The 22,713-nt window shown below is 62.0% G+C and carries 15 protein-coding genes; 2 read left to right on the plus strand and 13 right to left on the minus strand.

What is annotated here, in order from left to right; translation table 11 throughout:
- Positions 1 to 104: 104 nt before the first annotated feature.
- From IHQ72_RS27660 to IHQ72_RS27715, 12 genes are all read right to left on the minus strand, one after another.
- Positions 105 to 854, minus strand: coding sequence for a D-glutamate cyclase family protein (locus IHQ72_RS27660; RefSeq protein WP_258118546.1), 750 nt, complete (start codon positions 852 to 854; stop codon positions 105 to 107).
- Positions 855 to 1,105: 251 nt separating this feature from the next.
- Positions 1,106 to 1,918 (minus strand): type III secretion system export apparatus subunit SctT, encoded by an 813-nt coding sequence (gene sctT / locus IHQ72_RS27665; RefSeq protein WP_258118547.1) that lies wholly within the window; start codon positions 1,916 to 1,918, stop codon positions 1,106 to 1,108.
- 9 nt (positions 1,919 to 1,927) lie between these two features.
- Positions 1,928 to 2,197: an EscS/YscS/HrcS family type III secretion system export apparatus protein gene (locus IHQ72_RS27670; RefSeq protein WP_095491786.1), complete on the minus strand. Its 270-nt coding sequence runs from the start codon at positions 2,195 to 2,197 to the stop codon at positions 1,928 to 1,930.
- 18 nt (positions 2,198 to 2,215) lie between these two features.
- The gene (gene sctR, locus IHQ72_RS27675) at positions 2,216 to 2,869 is read right to left on the minus strand and encodes a type III secretion system export apparatus subunit SctR (protein ID WP_065006906.1); all 654 of its coding nucleotides are present in this window, start codon (positions 2,867 to 2,869) and stop codon (positions 2,216 to 2,218) included.
- Positions 2,862 to 3,836 carry a type III secretion system cytoplasmic ring protein SctQ gene (gene sctQ, locus IHQ72_RS27680; RefSeq protein WP_258118548.1) on the minus strand — a complete coding sequence of 325 codons (975 nt, stop codon included), beginning with the start codon at positions 3,834 to 3,836 and terminating at the stop codon, positions 2,862 to 2,864. The genes sctR and sctQ overlap by 8 nt, the downstream gene beginning before the upstream one ends.
- A gap of 151 nt (positions 3,837 to 3,987) precedes the next feature.
- Positions 3,988 to 4,476, minus strand: coding sequence for a hypothetical protein (locus IHQ72_RS27685; RefSeq protein ID WP_258118549.1), 489 nt, complete (start codon positions 4,474 to 4,476; stop codon positions 3,988 to 3,990).
- Positions 4,463 to 5,821 (minus strand): FliI/YscN family ATPase, encoded by a 1,359-nt coding sequence (locus IHQ72_RS27690; protein ID WP_258118550.1) that lies wholly within the window; start codon positions 5,819 to 5,821, stop codon positions 4,463 to 4,465. The genes IHQ72_RS27685 and IHQ72_RS27690 overlap by 14 nt, the downstream gene beginning before the upstream one ends.
- Positions 5,818 to 6,438, minus strand: coding sequence for a type III secretion system stator protein SctL (sctL, locus tag IHQ72_RS27695; protein ID WP_258118551.1), 621 nt, complete (start codon positions 6,436 to 6,438; stop codon positions 5,818 to 5,820). The genes IHQ72_RS27690 and sctL overlap by 4 nt, the downstream gene beginning before the upstream one ends.
- 5 nt (positions 6,439 to 6,443) lie before the next feature.
- On the minus strand, positions 6,444 to 7,016 hold the full coding sequence (locus tag IHQ72_RS27700) for a SctK family type III secretion system sorting platform protein (protein WP_258118553.1): 573 nt from the start codon (positions 7,014 to 7,016) through the stop codon (positions 6,444 to 6,446).
- A gap of 47 nt (positions 7,017 to 7,063) precedes the next feature.
- Complete coding sequence (gene sctJ / locus IHQ72_RS27705) at positions 7,064 to 7,813, minus strand: type III secretion system inner membrane ring lipoprotein SctJ (protein ID WP_258118555.1); 750 nt, start codon at positions 7,811 to 7,813, stop codon at positions 7,064 to 7,066.
- Positions 7,814 to 7,913: 100 nt separating this feature from the next.
- Positions 7,914 to 8,546: a hypothetical protein gene (locus IHQ72_RS27710; RefSeq protein ID WP_258118557.1), complete on the minus strand. Its 633-nt coding sequence runs from the start codon at positions 8,544 to 8,546 to the stop codon at positions 7,914 to 7,916.
- Positions 8,547 to 8,566: 20 nt separating this feature from the next.
- Positions 8,567 to 9,043 (minus strand): type III secretion protein, encoded by a 477-nt coding sequence (locus IHQ72_RS27715; protein WP_258118558.1) that lies wholly within the window; start codon positions 9,041 to 9,043, stop codon positions 8,567 to 8,569.
- A 396-nt stretch (positions 9,044 to 9,439) separates the two neighbouring features.
- Between IHQ72_RS27715 and IHQ72_RS27720 the strand changes: the two genes are divergently transcribed.
- Positions 9,440 to 10,162, plus strand: coding sequence for a L,D-transpeptidase (locus IHQ72_RS27720; protein ID WP_374120413.1), 723 nt, complete (start codon positions 9,440 to 9,442; stop codon positions 10,160 to 10,162).
- Between the two features lie 48 nt (positions 10,163 to 10,210).
- On the plus strand, positions 10,211 to 11,173 hold the full coding sequence (locus IHQ72_RS27725; protein ID WP_258118560.1) for a LysR family transcriptional regulator: 963 nt from the start codon (positions 10,211 to 10,213) through the stop codon (positions 11,171 to 11,173).
- On the opposite strand, the gene IHQ72_RS27730 is transcribed toward IHQ72_RS27725, so the two are convergent.
- Entirely contained in the window at positions 11,146 to 22,635 is an 11,490-nt protein-coding gene (locus tag IHQ72_RS27730; RefSeq protein WP_258118562.1) for a LysM peptidoglycan-binding domain-containing protein, read from the minus strand. The genes IHQ72_RS27725 and IHQ72_RS27730 overlap by 28 nt on opposite strands.
- Between the last annotated feature and the right edge of the window lie 78 nt (positions 22,636 to 22,713).

Raw genomic sequence — 22,713 nt, forward strand, 5'->3', positions numbered from 1 at the left:
TTTGGGACGACCCGAATTTACCGCTTGCGAAGCGTCATGGAGCGGTCGCATTCCAGACTGCCATCTCACTTCGTCATGATGTAGGTCCGAAGCCAGATGGGCTGTTAGTAGACCTTGAAAACGCCGGCATCAGCTCGTGCATCCACATCGGTGATCAGCATGTGCCCCGGCGATACCGTGATCGAGGTCGCGAGTTCGGCACGAGCAAGTGCATCCTGCGCGGTGATGCTGCTGGCCCAGAATACAGGGACCTCCCCGTCCATGATTTTGACCGCATCGCCCCAGTCGGGAGCCATCAAGTCGGCAATTCCGATGACCGTGGGATCTCCGACATGAATGGGAGAGCCGTGGGCATGCGGGAAACGTGCGGTGAGGGCGCGAACCCTGTCGACATCGCAACGCCTTATCGGACGCATCGAGACGACCATTTCCCCACCAAACGGTCCTACGCGACAAGTCTTGATCCTGGTTCGGAACTTGGCTGAGGCCTTGCCGCAGCCGATGCGGCGGAGTTTCACGCCCTTTTCGGCAAGTGCGGCTTCGACGGTCAGCGAACTGCCGAGCGCGAAAGCGGCAAAATCATCCCGCCACAGGTCGATGATGTCCGTTCTCTGACGCGTCAGCTCCCCGAAGTGATAGATGTTGTACTGGGGGGCATCGGTGCGGATGTCGATATCGCCCAGCGCTGGGATCAATGGACTGCCGGCGCGATTCACGCCGACCAATGGACAGGATTTCGGGTTGCGGATGCAAAACTGGTGGAAATCGCCGGCAAAGCTGCGGGGCACAATCACGACATTGGCCTGAAGCTTGCCGTGGGCCAGCCCCCCTGTATGCCCCTCATAGGCGCCCATTCTGACAAGCCTGCGCAGCCTATCCACATCGACCAGTCGCAGGTCCTCGAAGAGCGGTGAAGTGGTCAGGCGAGCCATGGCTTCCGAGGGATATGCGCGTTTCAGAGACAAGTCGGGAGGGCGTAAGATCGTTGGCGGCTCGGCTGCTTGTCAAATCGTCAGAATCTTTCCTCAACGATAAATTGTATTTATTGGCCGGCCAACGATTGCTTCATTTAGGACCGACGCTTGCGCAAATCTTCCTGGTGTCATTAACAGCTGCGGCAGCCGATCGCTTCTATCTGTCGGCCTGCCTCGTGCAGGAAGCCAAGGTCTCGGTTCATGTAGAAGAGCAGGAAAGCAGAATAGAGTACAAAGACGAGGCTAAACACCAGTGTCTTCACGATCAGCGAAAGCGCAAAAACATTCAGGTGCGGTGAGGCGCGCGCCAAGAAGGCCAGCACAATGTCGGACAAGAGCATGCTGATGATGAGCGGAAAAACGAGGGTCAATGCCATCATCAGAATGCGGTTCAGCAGATCGAGAAAGATGCCGGCTGCATCCTTACTGAACACAGGCAAAAGTTGGTCGATCGGCCACAGGCCATAGCTGTCGTAGAGACTGGTCAAAGAAAGTTCGAGGCCGCCGGCAGCCAGGTAGATCGTGACCATGATGACGGCGAGCAAGGTGCCGGTGGCACTCGTCTCATGGGTCATCATCGGATCGATCAGAGTCCCCATCGTGGAGCCGCGCTGTAGGTCCAGGATATCGCCGGCAGCCTCGGCCGCCCAGAACGGTATGCCCATCGCCAGCCCGAGCGTTACCCCGACCACGACCTCCTTGAGCATGTACACGACGATCATCGTCGTCGCGATGTCAGTGTTCGTCAGCTTGTTCACGATCATCGGAAAGACCGGAACCGCCAGCGCCAGAGCAACGCCGTTGCGCAAAAGGCCCGATAGCGGCACACGCGAAAAGAGCGGCATCAGGAGCATGAATCCGGTCATGCGTGCGAGCGCGAAAGCTCCGGCCAAAAGATAGAACTGAAGCTCTTTGACCGACGCGAAGAATGGTTCGACCGGCATCTGCGTGCTTCAACGCGTGACGACGGGGAATTCGTCCAGCGCCGTTGAGGCCTGCTCGGCGATTTGCTGGCCAAGCAGCGGGCCGAAGACGATGATGACCAGCAGGATCACGACGAGCTTAATCGTCTGCGGCAGGGACTGGTCCTGAATTTGCGTCAGCGCCTGGGCAAGCCCGACAAGGATGCCGACGGCCATCGCCGCGATGATCGCTGGGCCGGACGCGAACAGCACCGTCAGAAGCGCGCTTTGGACCTTCGCCAGGATGAAGTCATTGCTCATGCAAACCTCCTAACGGCGTCAGACGTAACTCAGGATGAGGCCGTGCATCAGCCGCGACCAGCCATCTATGGCGACGAAAAGGAACAGTTTCAGCGGGATCGAAATGAGGACCGGCGAGACCATGATCATGCCGAGCGTCATCAGGATGTTCGCAACAACGATGTCGATGATAAGGAAGGGAAGATAAAGCAGAAAGCCGATTTCAAACGCGCGCGTAAGCTCGGACGCGACAAAGGCAGGGACTAGTATCGAAAGATCGTCGTCTTTCAGATTTTGACGTGCCTGTTCCGGCCACAGGCGGTTCGTTCCGTCAAGAAAGAACTGCCGCTCTTCCGGCTGCGTGAATTTGATGAGGTGCTGCTGTAATGGTTCCCTGACCAGTTGCGCCGCCCTGGCGAGGTCGTCTGTAGTCTGGAACTGAACCTGCCCTTCCTGAAGCCGGCCCGTCATCTCGCTCAGCAATGGCGTCGTGACATAGACCGTGAGCACGAGCGCGATGCCGTAGAGGACCAAATTGGGCGGCATCTGCTGGACGCCGAGCGCATTGCGAATGAGGAACAGCACGACCGAGATTTTCAGGAATCCGGTCATGGTGACGACTGCCAGCGGCAGCAAACCGACGAAGCCGACGGCAATCAGGATCCCAAGCAGGTTGGGCGAATTGTCAAGCATTGTCGAACATGCGGGCGATCCGCACGCCCAGGCTCTCCCCAATCCGCACGATCTCGCCATGGCCGACGCGTTTGCCATTGGCGATGATGTCGACCGTCTCCTTCGTCACATTGGCGAGCGGAACGATAGCACCGGGCGCAAGCTGCCTTACCTCGCCGAGAGGCATTGCCGTGCGGCCGAGCTCGAAGGCAAGCGCAACCGGCAGTTGGTCCAGAGTTGCCTCTTCCAGTGTCTGGTCGGCGTGCGGCGGCGTGTTCTGATTCATGGTCCACTCCCATTTCGATCCAGCAATTGCAGTCGGGGCGGCAAGCAGTTGCGGCCCGCTGGCAGTCAGCACCGCCGGGGCATAAAGGCGCTCGGCAATGACGAATGCCGCCTCTTCCTCTTCGTCATCGAAGAGCACCACATCGTCGGGCTGCAGACTTTGAAGCTCACCAAGGCTGATTGTAAGCGCGTTGCGCCAAAGGCAGACCGGCAACGGGAATTCGGCAGGAACCGGGGGCCTTGCTTTCCCGATCTCGTCGAGAAAGCGCCCGGCCTGGACGGCCAGATCGACGCTATCGGTGTGCAAGGCGCAATCTATGGTTTCGTCCTTGCCGGTCAGTGCGATAGCGAAAGCGGTCTCTTCCAAAACGGTGTCTATTTGTTCGACCGACGTAATAACGATCGTCTCGCCCAGCTTGCTCTCGATCCATTCGAGATCTTCTTCGAATTCGGATTCCAACAGCAGTGCGGCGTGAGCGGGTGCCAGTCGTATCACGTCGACCAACTCGTCAGCCTTGGCAAGGCCCCGTCCGACAACAGAAAGCGGCAGGCGCAATTTGCCCGCCGTGTCTCCAACCGTGAACGAAATCGTGCACAACGCCTGGTCCACAGGGTTCAGTGCCGGCCAGACGGCAGCGATCGACATGGTTTTCCCGGCAATCGTGATCTGCGCGGGAGCACGACGGCGGTAGAAGGCGTTCAATGCCCCAACCTCCACGGCCGCAACAGATTCCAAAGTCAGCGGCTCGCCAACGCTCGAGCGTGTGCGTCTCACCGGCTCTGCGCGCGCTTTCTTTTTTGCCGACGCCAGGGCCTGAGGCATCACACTTCCATATTCACGATCACGGATTGGACTATCGCTCTGTAGGCAAGCGCAGCGGACAGCGCTCATCTTCCTCGGAAAGCTCGGCCAGCGCGAGGCGACGACGCGCAGTGCGCTTGGTCAGATGCTCCAACAGCCCGTCCAGCTTCGTCACGGCCTTCATGCTCGCGCGATGATCATTGCGGGCTGCCGATAACTCGGCTTTGCGTCGTTGTTCGGTGACGCCGGCCAGCTTCTCGTTTTCCCGAAGCTGCTCGGTTTGCCGGGCGGCGATCTCGAACTGTCCCTGAAGCCTATAAAGGCTGGCAGCCTTCACCGGTTGTCCAACAAGCGAACCGAACGCCGCATCCTCGGCGTCGGCTGTGCGCTGGAGGTGTTCCCTGACCGCGGCGGCTGCCTCCCGAACCTCCCCGACGGCCCGCTGCGCAGCGGCGTATCTCCTTATGACCGCTTCGTTTGCGCGCCTTTCACCGCGGCGTCTGAGGTCGCGCAATCGCGCGATCATGTCACGATCTTTCATTGACGATCCCCCGCATGCGTTCACGTGTCTGCTCGATTGTCTCGTGGGTGGCGGACGGCTGTCGCAGGAAGGCGTTGATGATGTCGATTTTCGCCACCGCCTCGTCCGCCACCGCGTCGCTGCCCTTTTCGTATTCACCGACGCGCAGCAGCAATTCGACGTCGGCGTAGCGGGCGAGCAACTCCCGTAAGCGGCCGGCGTCCGACCGATGCTCAGCCGGCACCACCGTGTCCATGAGGCGGCTGCGGCTGCGCAGCACGTCGATGGCCGGGAAATGATTGCGCTGTGCAAGTTCGTTCGACAGAAAGACGTGGCCATCGAGAAGCGCTTGGATTTCTTCGGCAACCGGATCCAGCGTGCCATCGCCCTCCAGAAGAACGCTGTAGAGGCTTGTAATGGAGCCGACGCGGCCAGGCCCTGAGCGCTCGAGCAATCGGGGCAGAACTGCAAAAAGCGAAGACGGAAAACCGCGACGCGTCGGCGGCTCGCCTGAAGCGAGGCCAATCTCGCGCTGCGCACGGGCAAACCGCGTGATGTTGTCCATTGCCAGCAACACATGCTTGCCCTGGTCGCGAAAATATTCGGCAATGCTGGTTGCCACATAAGCGGCCTTGACGCGCTCGATCGCCGGCCGGTCGGACGTCGCGACGACGATGATTGCCCGCGCCAGCCCTTCCGGCCCGAGCTGATGCTCGATGAATTCGCGCACTTCACGTCCGCGTTCGCCGACAAGAGCAACCACAGCAACATCTGCGTCGGTGCCGCTGACGATATCCGAAAGCAGGATCGACTTGCCGACGCCAGGCTCGCCGAAGATACCTACGCGCTGCCCACGCGCGCAGGTGAGAAGCCCATCGAGGGCGCGGATTCCGAGCTGGATAGGCTCGGAAATCAAACTGCGCTCCAGCGGAGATGGCGGATAGGCATTGACCGGATAGCTGCCGGTAATGTCATCCGGCGAAAGCGGCTTGCCATCCAATGGCTCGCCGAACGCGCTGATCACCCGACCAAGCAGGCCGGGCCCGACGGACACCGTTTGGGTTTTTCCGGTCGCAATAACCTCCGTAAGGCTTGAAAGACCGGTGAGATCGCCAAGCGGAACAAGGATTGCCATCTCGTCCATGAGCCCAACGACTTCCGCCTTGGTCGCCGTGCCGGTCCTGGGATCGACGAGTTCGCATATCTCGCCGATCCGAACCTCCTCCACCGTCGCGTGAATGACCGTGCCGGTCACTCGCCGTACACGCCCTTTCCTGGGTCGGCTGGCATCGTCACGCAGGCCGGAACGCAGGTTCGGAACGATCGATGCGAGGCGGCTCTCGATCTTGGTGGCGGGACTTGTCATGCCGGCGCCTCGGCCTTTGATGAAATCGCAGCGGCAAAGGCATTGAGCTGTGCGTCGATACTGGCGTCAATGACGGCAAAATCGGTCGAGAGGATGCAGGCGTCCGTGGCGAGCGTATCATCCGCGTCGATCTCGACGGTCATGCCCAAGTCACTCTCGCGCAGGACCGCATACAGTTCGTCGCGAACCCTGTTAACGGAAGCGGGATGAAGTCGGACCTTCAGATATTTGGCGCGGCGAATTTCAGCGACGGCCTGCGCGGCCGCCTTGGCGACCAGCATGCTGACGTCGAATTCTCCCAGCACTCGCCTGACGACATCTAGGGCTAGACTGATGATTTCGGCTTCCAGCCCACCAAGATAACGATCGACCTTGACCGCGGTCTCGCTCACCAAACGCGCGGCATCCGCGTCGCCTCGCGCCTTGCCGTCTTCATAGCCTTGCGCATATTCGGCCGCATAGGCCCGCCGAGCGGCGTCACGCAACTGCTGCGCATCACGCCTGGCTTCGTCGAGAAAGGTGTGCCCATCTTGCCAGGCGCGTGCCTCAGCAGCGCGCAGGATGCGGCCGTTAGGACGCCTCGGCACGCCAGTGATCGCTTTGCCTGGTTCGACCATCTCGTCTAACCCATCGCCCGTCGAACAATCGCCGGACCAGCTTCGGAAAATGGTTTGGCCGTCGTCTGATCAACAAGCTCATGCGGCATCAGTTTGAGGCGAACGCGCATGCTCGTTTCGCCGGGCATCGACCGACACCAGGCGCCAAGGCAACTCAAGCCGTCGGCATAGACACGAGGATGAATATCTTCCATCGGCTTCAACGGCTGCATTGGGCCGGTCAGATCGCGGTTGGCCACTGCGATAGCGCAGAGATCCGCGCCAAGTGCGGCCTGCAACGCGGCCGCCTCGCGTCCATCAATGACGGCGGCCAGACTGCTGGCCCAGTAGATCGCGCCCGAGCGAAGCGAAAGTTCCTCCAACTCCTCACCCGACGACAAGGCAATCGCACGGTCCACCTCGTCGGCAGGCTCGTCGGAAACTGCGGCAGTGAGTCCATAATGGTCGAGCAGAAGCTCCGACAATCGCTCATGCAGGCGTTGCGACCGCAACATACGCTCGCAGGCAGCCTCGCCGATCGTGCCGTCAAAGCATTGCGCCAGCCGGGCCGCATCCGCATAGCCTGCAGGATTGGACATGAATGTCCGCCATTCCGAGCTGGCGGTTTGCTTCGGGCCGGTCTGGATCATGTCTTCTTCACAGGCATTGCCGAAGCGTCGAGCGCATAGACACCGGGTCGTCGATACCACCGGACGTAGGCCAGCCGGGCAGCCAGCGCGAGTATGGCCGCCGTCATGCCGTAAAACAGCCACATCGCGGCGACGAGGCTGTCCGGATGCAGCCAGAGGCCGAGGAATGTTGTGAAACCTGCCTCGCCGGTTGCGAGCTCGGGCACTGCTGCGGTCACCGGAATGAGCGTGACGGATACATTGTCATAGGTCAGCCCGGCGATGCCTTTGGCCACCAGCATCTTGACCTGCGGGATCAGCTCATTCATCGGAACGGATGCGCGGTGCCGGATGAAGACGGAGGCGGACGATGGCACCAGCCGCTGTCTCAGCGGATCATTTTCGGGCAGGACGAGATGAACGCGCGCGGAAAGCACGCCGTCGATGTCCGAAATCGTCTGCGACAGTTCCTGGCTCAGGCCATAGATCATCGTCGCCCGCTCTTCGACCGGCGAGGATACAAGCCCGTCTCGCTTGAACACGTCGCCGAGCGTCTGGAATTCCTGTTTGGGCAATCCGCTTTCGTCGAGAATCGCCATGGCTTCGGCGAAACGGTCCTTCTGCACGGAAACCGTCATTTTGCCGTCCTTGCCGGCCTCGCGTTGGGCCGCAATCCCGTGACGCATCAGCGTGGCCACGATCTCGTTGGCCTGCCGCTGGTTGAGGTTGGAATACAGCTCAACCGAGCACGCCTGGAGCACAAGCATGCCCACCACAACGAGCGCGACGCGGCACCGGGCGCCGCATCGATTCAATAGTGTTGACCGCCGCGGCGAGGATAGTGTGTGCACGAACACTCCGTAGCGCTTACTGTTGCTTGATAAGCGTGCTGGTGGACGACGTAACGGCCGTCACGCTGCTCGTGACCACCTCGAGATTGGCGGCTGCCCACATCACCGAAATGGATCGTTCGAGGAGTTGCTCGGCATTTTTTGCGGTGGCGTTTGCGCCTTCCTTGGCTGACGGGGCGGTCTTGCCGGCGCCATCCTGCATGGCGGCCGTTTCAGCATTCACTGGGGCATTTGCCTGGCCGAGGGCCTTCTGGACCTGCTGCATGGTTCCTTCCAGCGACTGAACCGCAGAACCGAACAATGCCGACGGATCCGTAAACGCCCCGCCCCCTGCCTTTTCCACCTCGGCCAGATAGTCGAAGAGTTTGTGTTCGGCGACCGGTTCGGTCCTTTCCAGTTTGGAGGATTGTCCGGCCATTGCCGGATTGGCTCCCGAAGATGCCTGCGCCACCTGCTGGCCTGCCCGTGTGGCGACATCACCGCGCTCAGGCATAGTAACCTTCGTGGCATCATGTTTTTCCTGATTAGCACCCACCATCCGATTACCCGGCTGCGCTGCCGTACCGGTGGTGATCTGCTGCTGCGAAGCTATGCTGGTGGTCAAGTTTGCCAGTGTAGCTTCCAGGGCTCCAATCGGCGCGATTTGCATGAACCTGCCCTCCTGCTTGCTTAGTTCGATTTGCCGGAGGGGACATTCTGCGCCTCCGCCTGCCTTCCGCGGAAAACGCGGACCGGAACGACTTTGCCAGGATCCGGCTTGGTGCTCGGCGCCGCAGGAACTCCCAGTGTTTTCCTGACAAGTTCAACATAGGATGGTGGCCCCGATACCGAGACAACATCGTCTTGCTTGGAAACCTTTGTCGGAAACCTCGGATCGATGACCCCCAGTCGCGAAAGCCGATCTTCCGCACTGGCAGCGGTATTGGCATCAAGCGGGATCATTTCCGTCCGGACTTCAGCTTCGGTCGCGACGTTCATGACGATGCCGTCGAAATGCCAGACCAACCCGTATCGATTGCAGATCTCTTGCAGAAACTCGCGGGCCGTTCCAACCGGCATGCCGGCGCTTAAACGGCCCTTTACGAGTTTGCTGACACGCATGGGCGCCTGCATGTTGCGGCCTAGCTCGACCAGCGCCTCGGCCACCGACTGATCGACGGTGATGTATTTGTACGGGCCGGCAGGCCACCGCGGTTCGGCGGCGTTGGCCCGCGACGAGGCAAGACCGAACGTCAGGATAGTCGCAAGACCGCAGGCGACGAAAGCAGCCATGGCTCCCGAGCACCGATCCGCATGGCAGGTATCGCGTCCCGTCAACATCGGTCCTATCGCAAAGGGACGCACGAGCGATGGCCCGCGTCGCTTGTTTCATGGTTCACCCGCCGATTCACTCTATCGTGCACATCTCAGAATTGGAAGTCCAATTGGATTGCGCATGAGCATTTGGTGCCAAATGTTGCGAACCGCCAGCAAAGCGATATGGTGCGTGCTGGAATCAGGTGATCGCCGGCTGAACGCCTGGATGCAGAAGGATCGTTCTTGGTGGCGGCAATCTTGATCCGGCATGCGAACTTGCCTGTTCCCGTCAGCGATGCGGGACGCAAAGTCCTGCTCAGCCCGCGCCTTATCCGGAGATTGTGTGCATCAGTTCTGATAGCTGCCACGTCGATTGCCGCCATGGCGCCGGCGCAGGCCCAATCGAATAGCGGTTATGACCCACGAAGCTGGACTTATGATCCGGCAAAAAATGTGCTGGTCTCCCCTTCCGCTCCCGACCAGACTTCGGACGAAGAAATCCGGCCCGAGTGGTCAGCAATTCCTAGGGAGATCGTGCATTTCAGCGAGGCTCAACCGAAGGGATCGATCGTCATCAACACCACGGAGCGGCGGCTTTACTACATCTTGGGGGGCGGCAGGGCGCTGCGATACGCGGTAGGCGTTGGAAAGGAGGGATTGGAGTGGTCCGGCCGCGACACGATTTCGAGCAAAAAGAACTGGCCAGATTGGCGGCCGCCGGCCGAAATGCGATCCAGAGAAGCATCAAAAGGCCGCTTCCTGCCCGCTCATGTCGAGGGAGGACCGAACAATCCATTGGGGGCGCGCGCATTGTATATCGGCAACACGCTTTATCGCGTCCACGGCACCAACCAGCCATGGACCGTCGGACAGGCCAACTCCTCCGGTTGCATTCGCATGACCAACGAGGATGTTATCGATCTTTATGACCGAGTGAAGATCGGTGCCCAGATCATTGTACGGCATTGATGGTCGACGCCCCCTCCCCGAAAGCCCGCAAATGAGTGACCTGCCGTCGTGATACCTTTCAACATCAAGCAGCTCGAAACCTTTCTCCTGGTGGCCACCTTTGGAAGCTTTCGAAAGGCGGCGGAACGCCTGAACACCACGCAGCCGGCGGTGTCCACCCGAATTGCCGGGTTGGAGGAAGCGCTTGGTGCCAAGCTGTTCGAGCGGCAGAGCAGCACGGTCAGGCTGACCGCCGAGGGACAACGGCTGCTACCACCTGCCCAACGGGTTCTGCGGGTAGCGGAGCGGCTGCAACTGATGGCCAGCTCTCTTTCAGAGACTTCAGAGACGACGAGGGTGCTGAGGCTTGGGGTTGCCGAAACGATCGTGCACACTTGGCTGCCGGATTTCCTCAAGGCACTGAAAGCAACCTATCCGCTTGTCGAGACCGATATCGTCGTCGATGCAACGACGACCCTTCGCAACGAACTCATGTCACACCGGCTCGATCTTGCGGTGCTGATGGGCCCTGTCCTGGAGTACAGCATCGAGAATATCGATATGCCGTCCTTTCCTCTTGTCTGGGTCTGCTCGCCGCAGTTGGAATTGCCCAACCGACGCAAGGTGACGCTGAACGACCTGATGCAGTTTCCTATCATCAGCTATGCGCGCACCACGCGACCCTATAGCGAACTCTACCGCAAGCTCACCGGCGAATTCGAAGAAACGCCGCGCATCTTTCCGGCCAATTCGCTGGCCGCTTCCATCAAGATGACGCTCAACGGAATCGGAATAGCCTCCCTGCCTGAGGGAGTCGTCCAAGACTATATCGCAAGCGGCAAACTGCGCGTCGTCGAATGCGAGTGGCACCCGTCCGACCTGCAGTTTACCGCGTCCTACTCTTCCGAACCATCCAATCCGATAGCGCAGCGGGCGGCAAAACTGGCCGCCTGCGTTGCGCACGCATATGCTGCGAGGACCGATAAGCTTAGGCCCGCGGTTTCTCAGCCGACCAAGGTGGCCGGCAGGTAGATGCGGTCGCCCGAGAAAATCAGATCCGGGCTCAGAATATGATCCATATTGAGCACCACCGTCTCCGCCACATCCGCAGAATGGGTCTTGGCGATCAGGCGAATGCTATCGCCATTCTGGACCTCGACCCACTGGTAGCCGTCTTTCTCTAGCGTTGGATTCGTGCGGCCCTCAGGATTGCTGCTGCCGTCGGGATGAACCTCGACATGGTCGCCAGAAACCCAGCCGCTATGCAAATTGCCGTCCGGCCCGAAACCTTCGACGGGTATCCAGGCCTCCCCTGACTGATCGGTCGAAGGCTTCGCGGTCTGCTCGACGAATGTCCCGGGTTGCAGAACCGTCACGACAGTCGACTCCTCGTCAGGCTTGGTCCGCAAATTCAGGCCGTCATCGGCGACCACGACAAGTTGCGGGAAATCCTCCTCCGGGATCTGCGGCTCATCTGGATCATCCGAAGGATCATCGGGTTGCTGGGACGAGGCATCGCCATCCGGTTTTTTCGGATCGGGTGGAGGGGTCGGCTTCGCGCCTTCCCAAGGCTCCGCGAGCAGGGCGTCCAGCGAGAAGAGAAGCATTCCAACGCCGAAGGTGATGCCAAGAGTCCACCGATCCCATGCGGCCCATTTTTTGTCGGACTTTTCCGCCGCCGCGATATCAGCATCGGTTCGCGGCACTGAACGGCGATTCATTTGGTCCGTCCTGTAGGCGGATGCCCAGAATTCCGCGCAGCCGAACGTGAACATCGTGCCGGCGACTGTGGCGATCGGCGCCGGCCAGGACTGCACCGTATAGAAGGCGCAGCCAAGCACATAGCCGGGTCCAGCCAGATATTCGGCCAGGTTTCGGATCACCGGCCTGCCGGTGAACGACTGCAGCATCGACTTCGTGCCATAGACGATGTTGCCGACCGTGAACGTGCTGTTGACGACAAGATCCTTACCCTGGATCATCCCGGCCGCGGCGCCTGGCGCTGCGGCAATGAATGTGGCTCCGCCGAGCGCGTTGAGGAACCGCCCGAACGGCTTGTGACTTGCGGTTGCGTTGGGGAAGAGCGCCTGCGCACCGAAAACGACGCCTCGCACGCCAAATGCCACCGCTCCGGCGGTGGCGGTCCAGGTTGGCGGCAGCGAGCTCCACAGCATGTAGGACGTGCCCGCCATGGTGCCGAAGGTGTCCAGCGCAGCCTGATATTCATTGGTCCGCGAATAAACCAGCGCGCCTTCCACAAGCGTCCGCTGATCCGGCGTCATCGCCTTTTTATGGGTCGCCCGATAGGTCGTCAGCTGCAGCACCGAGAGCGCATTGGTCTGGTCCACGCTCATCCACTCGAACTGCTCGAGCGTGAACTTGCGGAACTGGCCGGGGCTCATTTCCCCGAACTGTTTTGGTGTCACCGCTTCGATCTGCGGCTGGGTCAGGGCTTCAGTGTGGTGGATCGTGAAGGCACCCCATTGATCGTGGGTCAGCACCGGAATCTGCTTCTCGGTCAGCCACGGCACCTGCTTGGGATCGAGCTTCGCCACGTCCACGGAATCGATCATGGTTTCGGGGATCGCCGGAACCTGGCGCTCGGTGAGGTTCTTCAACAATCCGGCCTCGCCCAGATCCTTGAATTGCTGTGACGTGAACTTCGCGACCTGGCCGGGCTTGAACCATGGAACCTGGCGCGCTTCCAACTTCGACACGTTAACGAGCTCGACCATGTCTCCTTTTATCGCCTGCAACTGTGGTTTCGTCAGGTGAGGCGTCAAACCGGTTTTGCCGAGATCCTGGAACTGCTGGTCGGTCACATTCCGGATGTGGCCCTCGGTCAGCCAAGGAATCTGTTTCCCGTCGAGGCCCGCGATGTTGACCTGGCCTATCTTTGCCTTCGGGATACCGCGCAGTTGGCTCTTGGTCAGAGAGGGCAGCAAGCCGGCCTGATCCATGTCGCGGAACTGCTGTTCCGTCAGCTCGGCCACCTGCTCGCGCTTAAGCCATGGAATCTGGTTCGGCTGGAAATCGCCCATGACGAGATCTGGCACCTGGTCAAGCGGGGTCGCTCTGACGCCATCTCGGGTGAGCGGTCCATTGTTCGGAGCGGGTTGGCCCTTGTTCGCCGGTGCGGCAGCGCGCGGTTCACCCACGACATGCGATGCGTTGGACGCAACATCGCCTTCGTGGCCCGGCGCGACATTCGCTGCCTGATATGCCTCGTCCGCGAAATGTCCGTAGTAGTCTGCGTAGGTGCCGCCGTCCGCAATGCTCGGCTCCATGCTCCTGTAGAGCGCCGCCATCTCGTGGACAGCCTGGGTGCGGTCGATCTCGCCGGCGGTGAAGCGGTCATAGATATCGGCCTGCGCCTGGTCGGCTCGCAGCGCGAGATTCGGCTTGCCGCCGTTGGCAGCAAGCTCATCGGCTACGATGTATTGAACCAGCGCCGCTTCGCCCTCCGACTTCAAGCGGGCGTCTACGTTTGCGTCCCTATGGGCTTGGCGGGTCGCGAAATCCTGGGGCAGCACGTCGATCGGGGCGTCGGTCACATGCGACAGTTCATGGCTAAGCGCGTCGACGAATCCGGCGACGACCGCGTCATTGTCCGCGTCCGGCGTGCGGAACATATCGGCATCCATGGAAATCACGCGGAGCGGTCGGTCCAACCCTGATCCGGTTGCAGTCAGATCCTGTTCCAAGCTCGGATCGAAAATCCGCAGATCTCGCCGCGCCGGGTTGACGATGCGCACGCCTTTCGCGTGGGCATTGCGCAAGAGTTCCATCATCTCGGGCGACCGGCTGACCTGATCGGCAAGATCGGCCCTCATCTCGGTCATCTCGGGCATGCCAAGATCCTGCTGGATCATATCGTCCAGCATGCTCGATGCTTCCTGGCGGTTGGCCGCAATTTCAGCTTGCGTCAGCGGTTTTGCCGTCGACGGTCCCCACGACCCTTCAGCCGCCGGACCCTGTTCCCGTCGCGGCGCCGGACTCCTCGGACCAACCGGGCCATCGCCAACTGGCGGCAAGGCGTTCGGCGGCGGCGCGTTGTGCAAGACATCCTGCTTGAGCAATTGGTTGAGGTAATGGGCCTGCGTGTCGGTCAATTCGATGCGGGCCTGCTGATTGAGCTGCTGGCGCAAGGCCTTCCAGGCAGGTCCGCTCATGCCGTCGGGCCGCCTGCCGGCGGTGGCGAACGGGTCCGGGTAGGGCGCGGTGCCCAGTTCCGGGAACACATCCGACACGCGCTGGCCGGCGAACTTCAAATCGCCGTGCGGCGATGCCGCGACGTCGGCGAGGTAGGTGTCGAGATGATCCAGGACCTCCGGCGTCAGCTGCCCGTCCGATGCTTCCAGCGCGGAGAAAACCTTCTGCGCGCCTTCGGAGGATTCGGGGTGCGCTCGGGCGGCGCGCGTGTGCGGCACCAAGTCCTTCCTCACCGAGCCGAGTTCCGCCGTCGTTAGCGGCCATTGCCAAAAGTTCACGGCGAGACCGGCGCCGTGGTCCGTGCGGTCCAGGCGGTTGAGCGGCCCGGCACCCGTCTCGCGCGGAACGCCCTCGAAGGCGGGGTTGCCGCGCCAGGGTTCCTTTCCGCCTCCGAGGGGCGGAAGGACGTTGTAGTTCCGGTAGAGGACACGATCCTCGAAACCAGGCACCTTGCCTTCGGCGCTGTAGTGGCTGGCACCACCTCTCGCGGCCTCCTCCCAGAACGAGGCTGCCCGTTGGCTGAGCGGGCCAGGCTCCCTGTGCGTATACCCCGGCCGACCGCCCTCGCCGCCGAGATAGAGCAGCGTGCGTTTGACGTAGGCCCCACTCACAGAGAAGCCGGCGATGGATATGGAAACGCCAGTGGCGCTTTCGCTCTGGAACGTATTCTTCGACAGCATCGGCGCCGATGCGACCCACTGGGCGGAGGGAGCCGCCGCCTCGTCATAAGCGAAATTCGGCCGGAATCCATTGGCGAAGAGTTTATGGCCTTTTGCGTCATTGGGGTGGACCGGGAGAAGAAAGCCAGTGCCGTCCGGACCGTTGTTCTTCAGGCTGAGTTCTCCATAGACCTGCCGGCTGGGCAGCGGCACTTTGATGCCGATGCCAAGCATCGATCCGCCGAGGGTGACTGTGCGGGCGTCGGTGCCGAGTATCGACCCGGCAACAAGGAAGGCGCCGTTGGTCGCCATGTCGTTCAGGACGGGTCCGCCCAAGACATTGGCTTCGTGCTCCTGCAGGAACCAGGAAACGGTGGCGCGGTCGGACCGCCAGACGCCTTGTGCATCCGTGAAGAATGTCGGGGCGCGCCACGAACTCGCCTTGTCGGCATCCAGCAACCGCTCCAGCAGGACAGGCACCTCGCTGTTGATTTCGGTCCCGGCCTTGGGCTTGCTTGCGGGCAGCGCGTTCTCCAAGGCGTGCGCGAGCGACCGGACCGCGGGGTCCGCGGATTTCTGCTGGTTGGCGGCGTAACCGCGCATCTCTCGCCAAAGATACGGTGTCCAGGTGTCATGGCCGGACAGAACCTTCGCATTGTAGCGGCCTTCCGGCGAAAGCTTGCCGGCGGGTTTGAACGAAGACTCCGGCTGAAGCTTCGGACCGTAGACCCACGTGCTGCCACTGTCGGCCTGCAGGACTTGCATGAGCGCATCTTGCTGCGCGGCGGTCACCGCCTTGCCGGGCTTCGTGGCGCGCCCCTTGAAGAACGGCGAGGCGGCATTTGCCGCGGCGGCAAGGTTCGGATCGGTGGAGCCCGACGCAGCCTTGAGGTAATCGCCGACGATGCCACGGCCGGCATCGGTCCAGCCGGCTTCTCCTGGCAGCGCCCCGGCGGTAAGGAACTGCTCGCCGCGGGACAGCCTGGTGTCGGACGACAGGCCGAGTTGGTCGATCACTTCTCCTGGCGACAGATGCCGCAGCTTGCCCTGAGCGCTGAACACCTGGAGGGTCGTCAAGCCGTTCATCGAAAGTTGGCCGACCGGCTTGGAGCCGGTGAACGGGCTGTTCCGGTCGGCGTTGAGCATTTCGACAAGCGCATGATGCTGAGCCTGCGTCATTTCGGTGCCGGACTGAGGCAGGCCCCTGCCCCCGAGCTGCACTCTGGTCATGGTCACCGCATCGCGGACGACAGGATCGCTGGCACGTTCGAGGGAATGGAGGTAGTCGCCCACCAGTTCCACCTGCTCGGGCGTCCACGTCGGCGCGGGCGGCGCCGCATCGTCGGGAAGCGCCGGCAAGGTCGCGGCCAGGGTTTCGCCGAGCGCCGAGCGATGGCTGACTTCCCGATAGTCGGCAGGATCGAACGTGTGGACTTCCCGTGCCGGGGTGTTGACCCTCAGTTGGCCGTTTGGCGTGGTTATCGACCCGCGCTTGGCGCGTTCGATGGTCAGGCCGGAACCCAGGTAGCCGGCCTCCGTGGCATGCTCGCCCGGCAGGACGATGTCGCGGGTCATGCTCGCCTGCGGGCCGGCCACGATGACCTTGGCCGGCAGATATTCGCCGCCGGCCTCGACATAGATGTCCTGTCCGGCGGTGACGCCGTCCTGCGGAACCGGCCGGTGATAGATGCTGTCGACCAGTTCGCCGAGCTTCGGATAGTCATAGCGGGGTTCGGTATTCAGGTAACGCGTGCCGATGCGCCGCAGGCCGGCTTTGACGGCATTGAACGTCTGGCCGAAGCTGTACGGGTTTGACGAGAACCTGTTGATGATCGGCGTGCCGTCGGGCCGAGCCCGGCTGGGGTGCCCGGTGTCCGTCACGGCCGGTGGCTCGGTGCGGGCGTTCGGATCGGCTGTCCAGCGGCCGTCGGCGCCGAGATAAAGCACCGGCAAGGAAGGGTCGAGCTCGACAGGGGCCGGCACCGGCTCCGGCGCGGCCGTGATCGCCTTGGGTTCGGGTATGGCGACAACCCTCTGTCCTTCCGGTAGGTTGAAATCGACGAGCATCTCGCCGGTATGGCGGTTGCCGAGAGTGTAGCGCATCAACGGGCGGGTGCCTTGCGCCCCGCTTTCGGGCAGCTTCGCTCCGGAAGGTCCCTGCCGCTCGGAGGTTTCGCGGCTCGAACCGTCGCGTGTTTCCGTTTCGGACTGGAGCAGGACCTCGTCCGGGGTGGCCAGCACGGCCGGGTCGGAAGGGCGTGCGCCGTCGAGGTAGCCCGTCTGCTGCGGATCCTTGCCGCTGGTGTAGACGTATTCCGCGGGATTGGGGCTTGGCATGCCGGTGAACGTCTTGGTCGCCGGATCCCAGACGAGCCGCCAGCCGCTCTCGGCCGGGCGCGTCGTTCCGTCGCCGCGGACCGGCGGAACCACAATCGGATCGCCGTCGGCGGGGACGCGCACATTCTGCTCACGCGCTCCCTGGGCGTCTCGGTCGCTGGCATTCTCGGGATCGCCGCGCTCGCCCGGGGCGCTCGGCCCTTCATCGTGGACGTTGATAACCGTCCCTTCGACGACGGGGTGGCTGGGATCGTGGAAGACCAGCTTGTCGGTCGGGCGATAGACGCCGTCGGTGCCTTGCTCATGCACGACCATCGGCCGCGACGATTGTCCGTCGCCTGATGGATCACCTTTGCCGCCCGTGGGTGGCGGCGGGTTCGGACCGTCGGACTCGCCGGCCGGCAGCGCCCGTGGACCGGTTGGACGGTTAGCCCCTCCCGTGTTGTCAAAACCGTTCCGGCCACCGAAACCCGGCCCCTGCTGGCCGGACGTTTCGCCGACCGCGTCGCCATCGATGATGATCTCATCTGGATCCGGCATGGCCTGCTCGCCGGTGGGCCTGTAGACACCGTCAGGGCCCATCTCGTAGACGGCCCGCGGTTGCGGCCCCGACTCCGAGGTATGAGTTCCATTCCGGGCGCCGCCGGTTCCAGGCATGTTGTACAACAGCGAGCGGCCGCCCAAGCCTGTGCCGACAGTGCCGACGCCTATGCCTACGACTGCGTTCGCGAGCTCGAGCAGGGACATCTCGCCGCCATGCGCCGCCAGATCTTCCACCGATTTGCCGAGCAACGGAGCACCGGTAACCACGGCGCTGGCATCGAGGCCCCACGCAGCCGTGGTCAGCCTGTTGCCGCCTTGCATAAACTCCGAGACTTTGCCGGCATAAGAGGCCTCCTCTACGTTCACCTGGAATCTGCCGATGCCCCAGCTGGCATCCTTCATGCGGGTCATCCCGAAGCCGCCCGCGAAAGCCTGGGATCTGGACAGGCTTGTCTTTGCCAAACCGAATGTGCGCAGGGCACCCGCGCCCACTGGCAGGAATGCAGTTACGCCGGTCGCGACATTCCAGGCCGACTGGCTGTCGAAGTCGCCGCCCTGCAGGAGGTGATCACCCTCTTTGATCAGAGCCTTGCCGCCAAGGATTGATCCGGAGCCGATCGCGATGGGAATCGCCCATTGGCCGCCCGGCACGAACGAGACGATGGTGGAGACACCGGCGACGATGCCAAGGCCAATGTCGGTAGCCTTGTCCCAGAAACCCACCTTGCGCGCGTCGGCCACTTCCAGTTCGTCGAGCGAAAAACCATCCTCGCCGAGCGACATGTCGCCGCCCTTGGCCATGACCAGATTGCCCTTCTCGCTGAAGATGCGGTTCTCGTGCTGGAATTCGTCAAAGCTGCTGTAATATTTGCCCGAGCTGTCGACATAGCCGATTTCGTCGCCGCCGCTCTTGATCGCGAACAAAGCCGTCGTCGATTCCTTCCCGCCGTCAAGGGAGAAAACCGGCACGATCTTGACCTCGGCGTCGTCGCCGGCGCGGTCGGTGATTTCTTCGCTGACCTTTTGGACGTCTTCACTCGGCGCGTCGAGCCCGAGGGTCTGACCAACGGCAGTGCTGAGTTGGTCCGGCGTATATGTCTCGTATTCGCCGGTGTAGCCGGCCTCGTAGAGGTTCTCGAACTGGACCTGATATCCAGCCAGCGCCTGGTCCTTGTGTTCTTCAAAATACTCGTACTTGAGTTTCGCCTCATGCTCGGCGGAACCGTATTCGAGAAGCTTGGGGTGGCCTGCGGAAAAAGCGTACCAGTCGCGCCCAGCCACCATCGCCGGCCGCACGTTTTCTTCCCAGTCCTCCAATTGGTTCTTTTCGGTCTCCGCCTGGCCTCGATCGATTTCCGCGGCCGCAACTTCGGGGTGCACCCACAGCTTCTGGCCGTCCATCTCGATCTGGACCCACTTGCCGCTGTCGCCGATTGCGCCCGGCCCCTGCTCTTCGTAGGCCGCGGCAACTTCCGGCGCGACCCACAGGTCGCGGCCGTTCACCGTGATCTTCACCGCCGTCTCGCCCGGCTTGAGCGTGCCAGCGGGCGCCTCTACGGTTCCCGGCCCGTAGTCGGTGATCGCCTGGTCGCGTGCCGTCGTCGCGTCGACGAGCCCCGTCTTCGCATCTCTCAGCCCGGCATCAAGCTGGTCGACCTGCACGCCGACAATCTTCGACTTGGCCGCGTCCAGCGCCGATTGCGATCCCGTGCCGTTGGCTGTGCATACCGGCGCCGACGATATGTCCTGCGTCGAGGCCAGCATCTCCTGCCACTGCTTGTTCAGCGGATCGTTGCGGAAATCTTCCCTGATACCCTCGTCGTTGAGGTCATATGTCAGGGCAGATTTATGTACGTTCGTGTCATCCCCATTCTCGTCGGTGAAAGTATAGTTCTCATAGACGGTAACGACATAGAGTTGACCGTTCTCCTCGACTATGTCCTGCGATTTTATCTTGCCGGTAAAGTCACCATGTCCATTGGTATAGCCTTCCCAATCGAAATGGTGCGGGTTTCTTTCCTGCGCCTGCGCAAGCAGTTGCTGCTTGAGAGGCTCCATGGTTACGGCAAGATCCGCCGCCTCTGCCTGTGCAACCCCATACTCCTGATATGCCTCGGCCAGGGTCACCTGATTGGCCGCGGCCCCCTGGAGCGTTTGCAGACCTTCAAGCCGCTCTTCGATGGCTGCGTATTCGGGGCTTCCAGGCTTGGCATCGGTAAGCTTCAGCTCCAGCTCGGTCGAGCTGATCATTTGGTCGATCGTGGCCTTGTTGCCGTTGGCGGTGTGTAGCGAAACGTTTGTAAAGAGCTCGGCGACCTCCGCGTGCGCGGCCTTTCCTTGTTGGTTGGTTTCCTCGGCACTGGGACCATCCGGGCTGCTGACAGCCGTCTGGTTGGGATCGCTGAGCGTCGGCAGGTCTACCTGTTTGTCGATCGCTTCGAGAAGTGACTTCTGGCCCTGCTCGTATTCGGCCCGGGCGGTGCTGGCGCTTTCAAGCGCGTTGTTGGCGAGGGTCAACCGGTTTTGCGCATCTGCCAGCGTGCCCTTCGGCTCGGGCGGCTTCCAATCCAGTCCATAAGGCGCCAACGCCTCGTCGAGCGTTGACTCGGCACCCTCCATGGCGTTCTTGAATTCAGGGTCCAGCGCATAGACGTCGAGCTGTGCCGCGCTCTGCGCAGCCTTTGCTTCTGCCTCACCGAAGTTCGCAATCGCCACGTTCTCGGCTGCGATCGCCTTGGCCACCTCCGGGTCGAACCATTTCCAGCTCCCGTCGACCAGCAACGGCACCCACTTCCCGCCTGAAGGAGCCGTGGGCGATGGTGGGTTCCCGTAGGGACCAACCGACGTGGGACCACCGTCGAGAGTCGCGCCGGTTGCGTCTTGTCCCGGACCATATAGTGCCATTGCAGCGACGACGGCCTGCTGCTTTTCAAGCGCCTCCGTGGTCAGCTCTGGCGTCGCTCCGCCGAATATGCCGTCCAGCGTCGTCTTGACGACCAGATCCTCCTTGGCCTGCTCCGGGTCACTGCTGTTCGGATTGATGGAAAGCAGCAGCTCGGCCAGCGCCTGTTGTGCGGTGCCGGCCGCGATATCTGTAACGGCGCCGGTCGTATCGTTGGTCAGCGTGATCTTGCCGTCTGGCGACGTGGTCAACGTGTAGCCGTTAAACGTCACATTGACGGTGGTCTTGGTGGCACCCTCGATCACCACGGTCTCTCCCGGATGAATAAGGTCGGGATCGCGCGGAGAGGTGAACAGTTCCGGATTGCTTGCGGCGAGATCCTCCAGCGTCACACCATGCGCCTCGGCGATGTCGCTCAGATTGTCACCGGGCTGGACCTCGTAATCGATCGCCTCGCCGTCGTTCAGCGTCTCGACGATGGTTTCGGTGCGTCGGCCGTCCTTGTCGAAGACGATCGTCGTTTCGGTGTTGTTCCTGGGGTCGACGATGGTGGTGGTCTGCTCGCCGGTCTCAGTGTTGCGCTCGGTGTGGCTGGTCCTGCCATTGCCGTCGACCATGTCGGTCGTCTCGGTATTCCCCTCGACGGTCGTCACCGAGCGCGAACCATGCTGGTAGTCGTTGTTGTAGGTGACCGTCTTGCCGGTCTCCGGATCCGTGACGACGATCTGGAGGGTCTCGCCTTCGTCACCGCCCTGGGTCACCTCGAGGCCGGCCGCGTTCAGCTCGGCGATCACCTGCTCCGGCGTGAGATTGCGCTCCTCGGCGATCTCCTCGATGCTCTTGCCTTCGGCAAGCTGATCCTGGATCGACGGCGCGCCCGAGCCGTCCGCTGCCTGCGTCTGCGCCAGGATTACTTCTTCGCCATCCGGCCCCGTGACCGTGGTTACCGGCAAAGCGACGCTGTTGTTGGGCGTTACCGTCTCAACCTTTGCGCCGTTCGGCAGGGCCTTCTCCACCGTGACGGTGCCGTCGGCGGCCGTGTGGGTGGTGGTGGTGATGCCGGTCTGCGGGTTCGACGTGCGTTCGGTGACCGCGCCGTCGCCGAGATCGTCCACGAACTTGGTCGTGATCGCGCCTGTCTCCGGGTCGACGCTGGTGGTTTCCTTGCGGCCGAGATCGTCACGGATCGGCGAGGAGGTCGCCTGCCGGTCGGGACCCGTCACTTCGGTGTAGTAGCCGCCGTGATGATAATCCTGGTTCTCGGTGATCGTGCGGCCGCTTCCGTCGGTGATCACCACCGTGCGTGTGTCGCCGTTGGCGTGTTCATTCGCCGTCGCCGTCATGTCGCCGGCGTTCAGAGCCGCCACCACCTCCTCGGGAGTCATGTCCCGCTCGTCGGCGATGTTGTCGATACTCTTGCCGCCGTCGATCTCCTTGAGAATGTCCTTCGCCTTGGTGACTTCCGGAGAAACACCACCGTCGTCGGGCTCACCACCGGTTAGCAGGAGGTTTGGCGTACCGCCGAAATTCTGCGTCGTGAAAAGCGCAGGCGCGGCGGTGGTGCCGCCGTTGCCGTTTGCTGCGGTGACTGCGGCAGGCAGCTCCGGTCCTGGCTGCGCCGCCGGGGCAGTCGGCTGCGCCGTCGTCAGATCCGCATTGACCTGCGTCAGCCGCTGGCGGGCGCTCGCGGCCGCGTCGGCCTCGCCCATCTTGTTGGCGAGCCGGATTTCATTGTGCAATTTCGTGGCTTCTGCCTGCAGCCGCGTAATCTGCTCGGCATTGGCCTTTGGATCGACCCTGGGCGGCGGCGGCGGCTTGACGGTGTTAATCGGGCGGATCATCAAACAACCTCCGGGGCCGGTCCAGTCCTGGTTCAGGCAGTCTGCCTGCCGTCAACGCCCCCGCGCCCGACAGTGGAA

This window comes from Mesorhizobium onobrychidis (assembly GCF_024707545.1).
In the GTDB taxonomy this organism is placed as follows: domain Bacteria; phylum Pseudomonadota; class Alphaproteobacteria; order Rhizobiales; family Rhizobiaceae; genus Mesorhizobium; species Mesorhizobium onobrychidis.

What these genes read in the sequence shown, in the direction of transcription:
- IHQ72_RS27660 (WP_258118546.1), bottom strand. Translation starts at nt 854, where the DNA reads ATGGGCGCCTATGAGGGGCATACAGGGGGGCTGGCCCACGGCAAGCTT.
- sctT (WP_258118547.1), bottom strand. Translation starts at nt 1,918, where the DNA reads ATGCCGGTCGAACCATTCTTCGCGTCGGTCAAAGAGCTTCAGTTCTAT.
- IHQ72_RS27670 (WP_095491786.1), bottom strand. Translation starts at nt 2,197, where the DNA reads ATGAGCAATGACTTCATCCTGGCGAAGGTCCAAAGCGCGCTTCTGACG.
- sctR (WP_065006906.1), bottom strand. Translation starts at nt 2,869, where the DNA reads ATGCTTGACAATTCGCCCAACCTGCTTGGGATCCTGATTGCCGTCGGC.
- IHQ72_RS27685 (WP_258118549.1), bottom strand. Translation starts at nt 4,476, where the DNA reads ATGAAAGATCGTGACATGATCGCGCGATTGCGCGACCTCAGACGCCGC.
- IHQ72_RS27690 (WP_258118550.1), bottom strand. Translation starts at nt 5,821, where the DNA reads ATGACAAGTCCCGCCACCAAGATCGAGAGCCGCCTCGCATCGATCGTT.
- sctL (WP_258118551.1), bottom strand. Translation starts at nt 6,438, where the DNA reads ATGGTCGAACCAGGCAAAGCGATCACTGGCGTGCCGAGGCGTCCTAAC.
- IHQ72_RS27700 (WP_258118553.1), bottom strand. Translation starts at nt 7,016, where the DNA reads ATGTCCAATCCTGCAGGCTATGCGGATGCGGCCCGGCTGGCGCAATGC.
- sctJ (WP_258118555.1), bottom strand. Translation starts at nt 7,813, where the DNA reads ATGCTTGTGCTCCAGGCGTGCTCGGTTGAGCTGTATTCCAACCTCAAC.
- IHQ72_RS27710 (WP_258118557.1), bottom strand. Translation starts at nt 8,546, where the DNA reads ATGCAAATCGCGCCGATTGGAGCCCTGGAAGCTACACTGGCAAACTTG.
- IHQ72_RS27730 (WP_258118562.1), bottom strand. Translation starts at nt 22,635, where the DNA reads ATGATCCGCCCGATTAACACCGTCAAGCCGCCGCCGCCGCCCAGGGTC.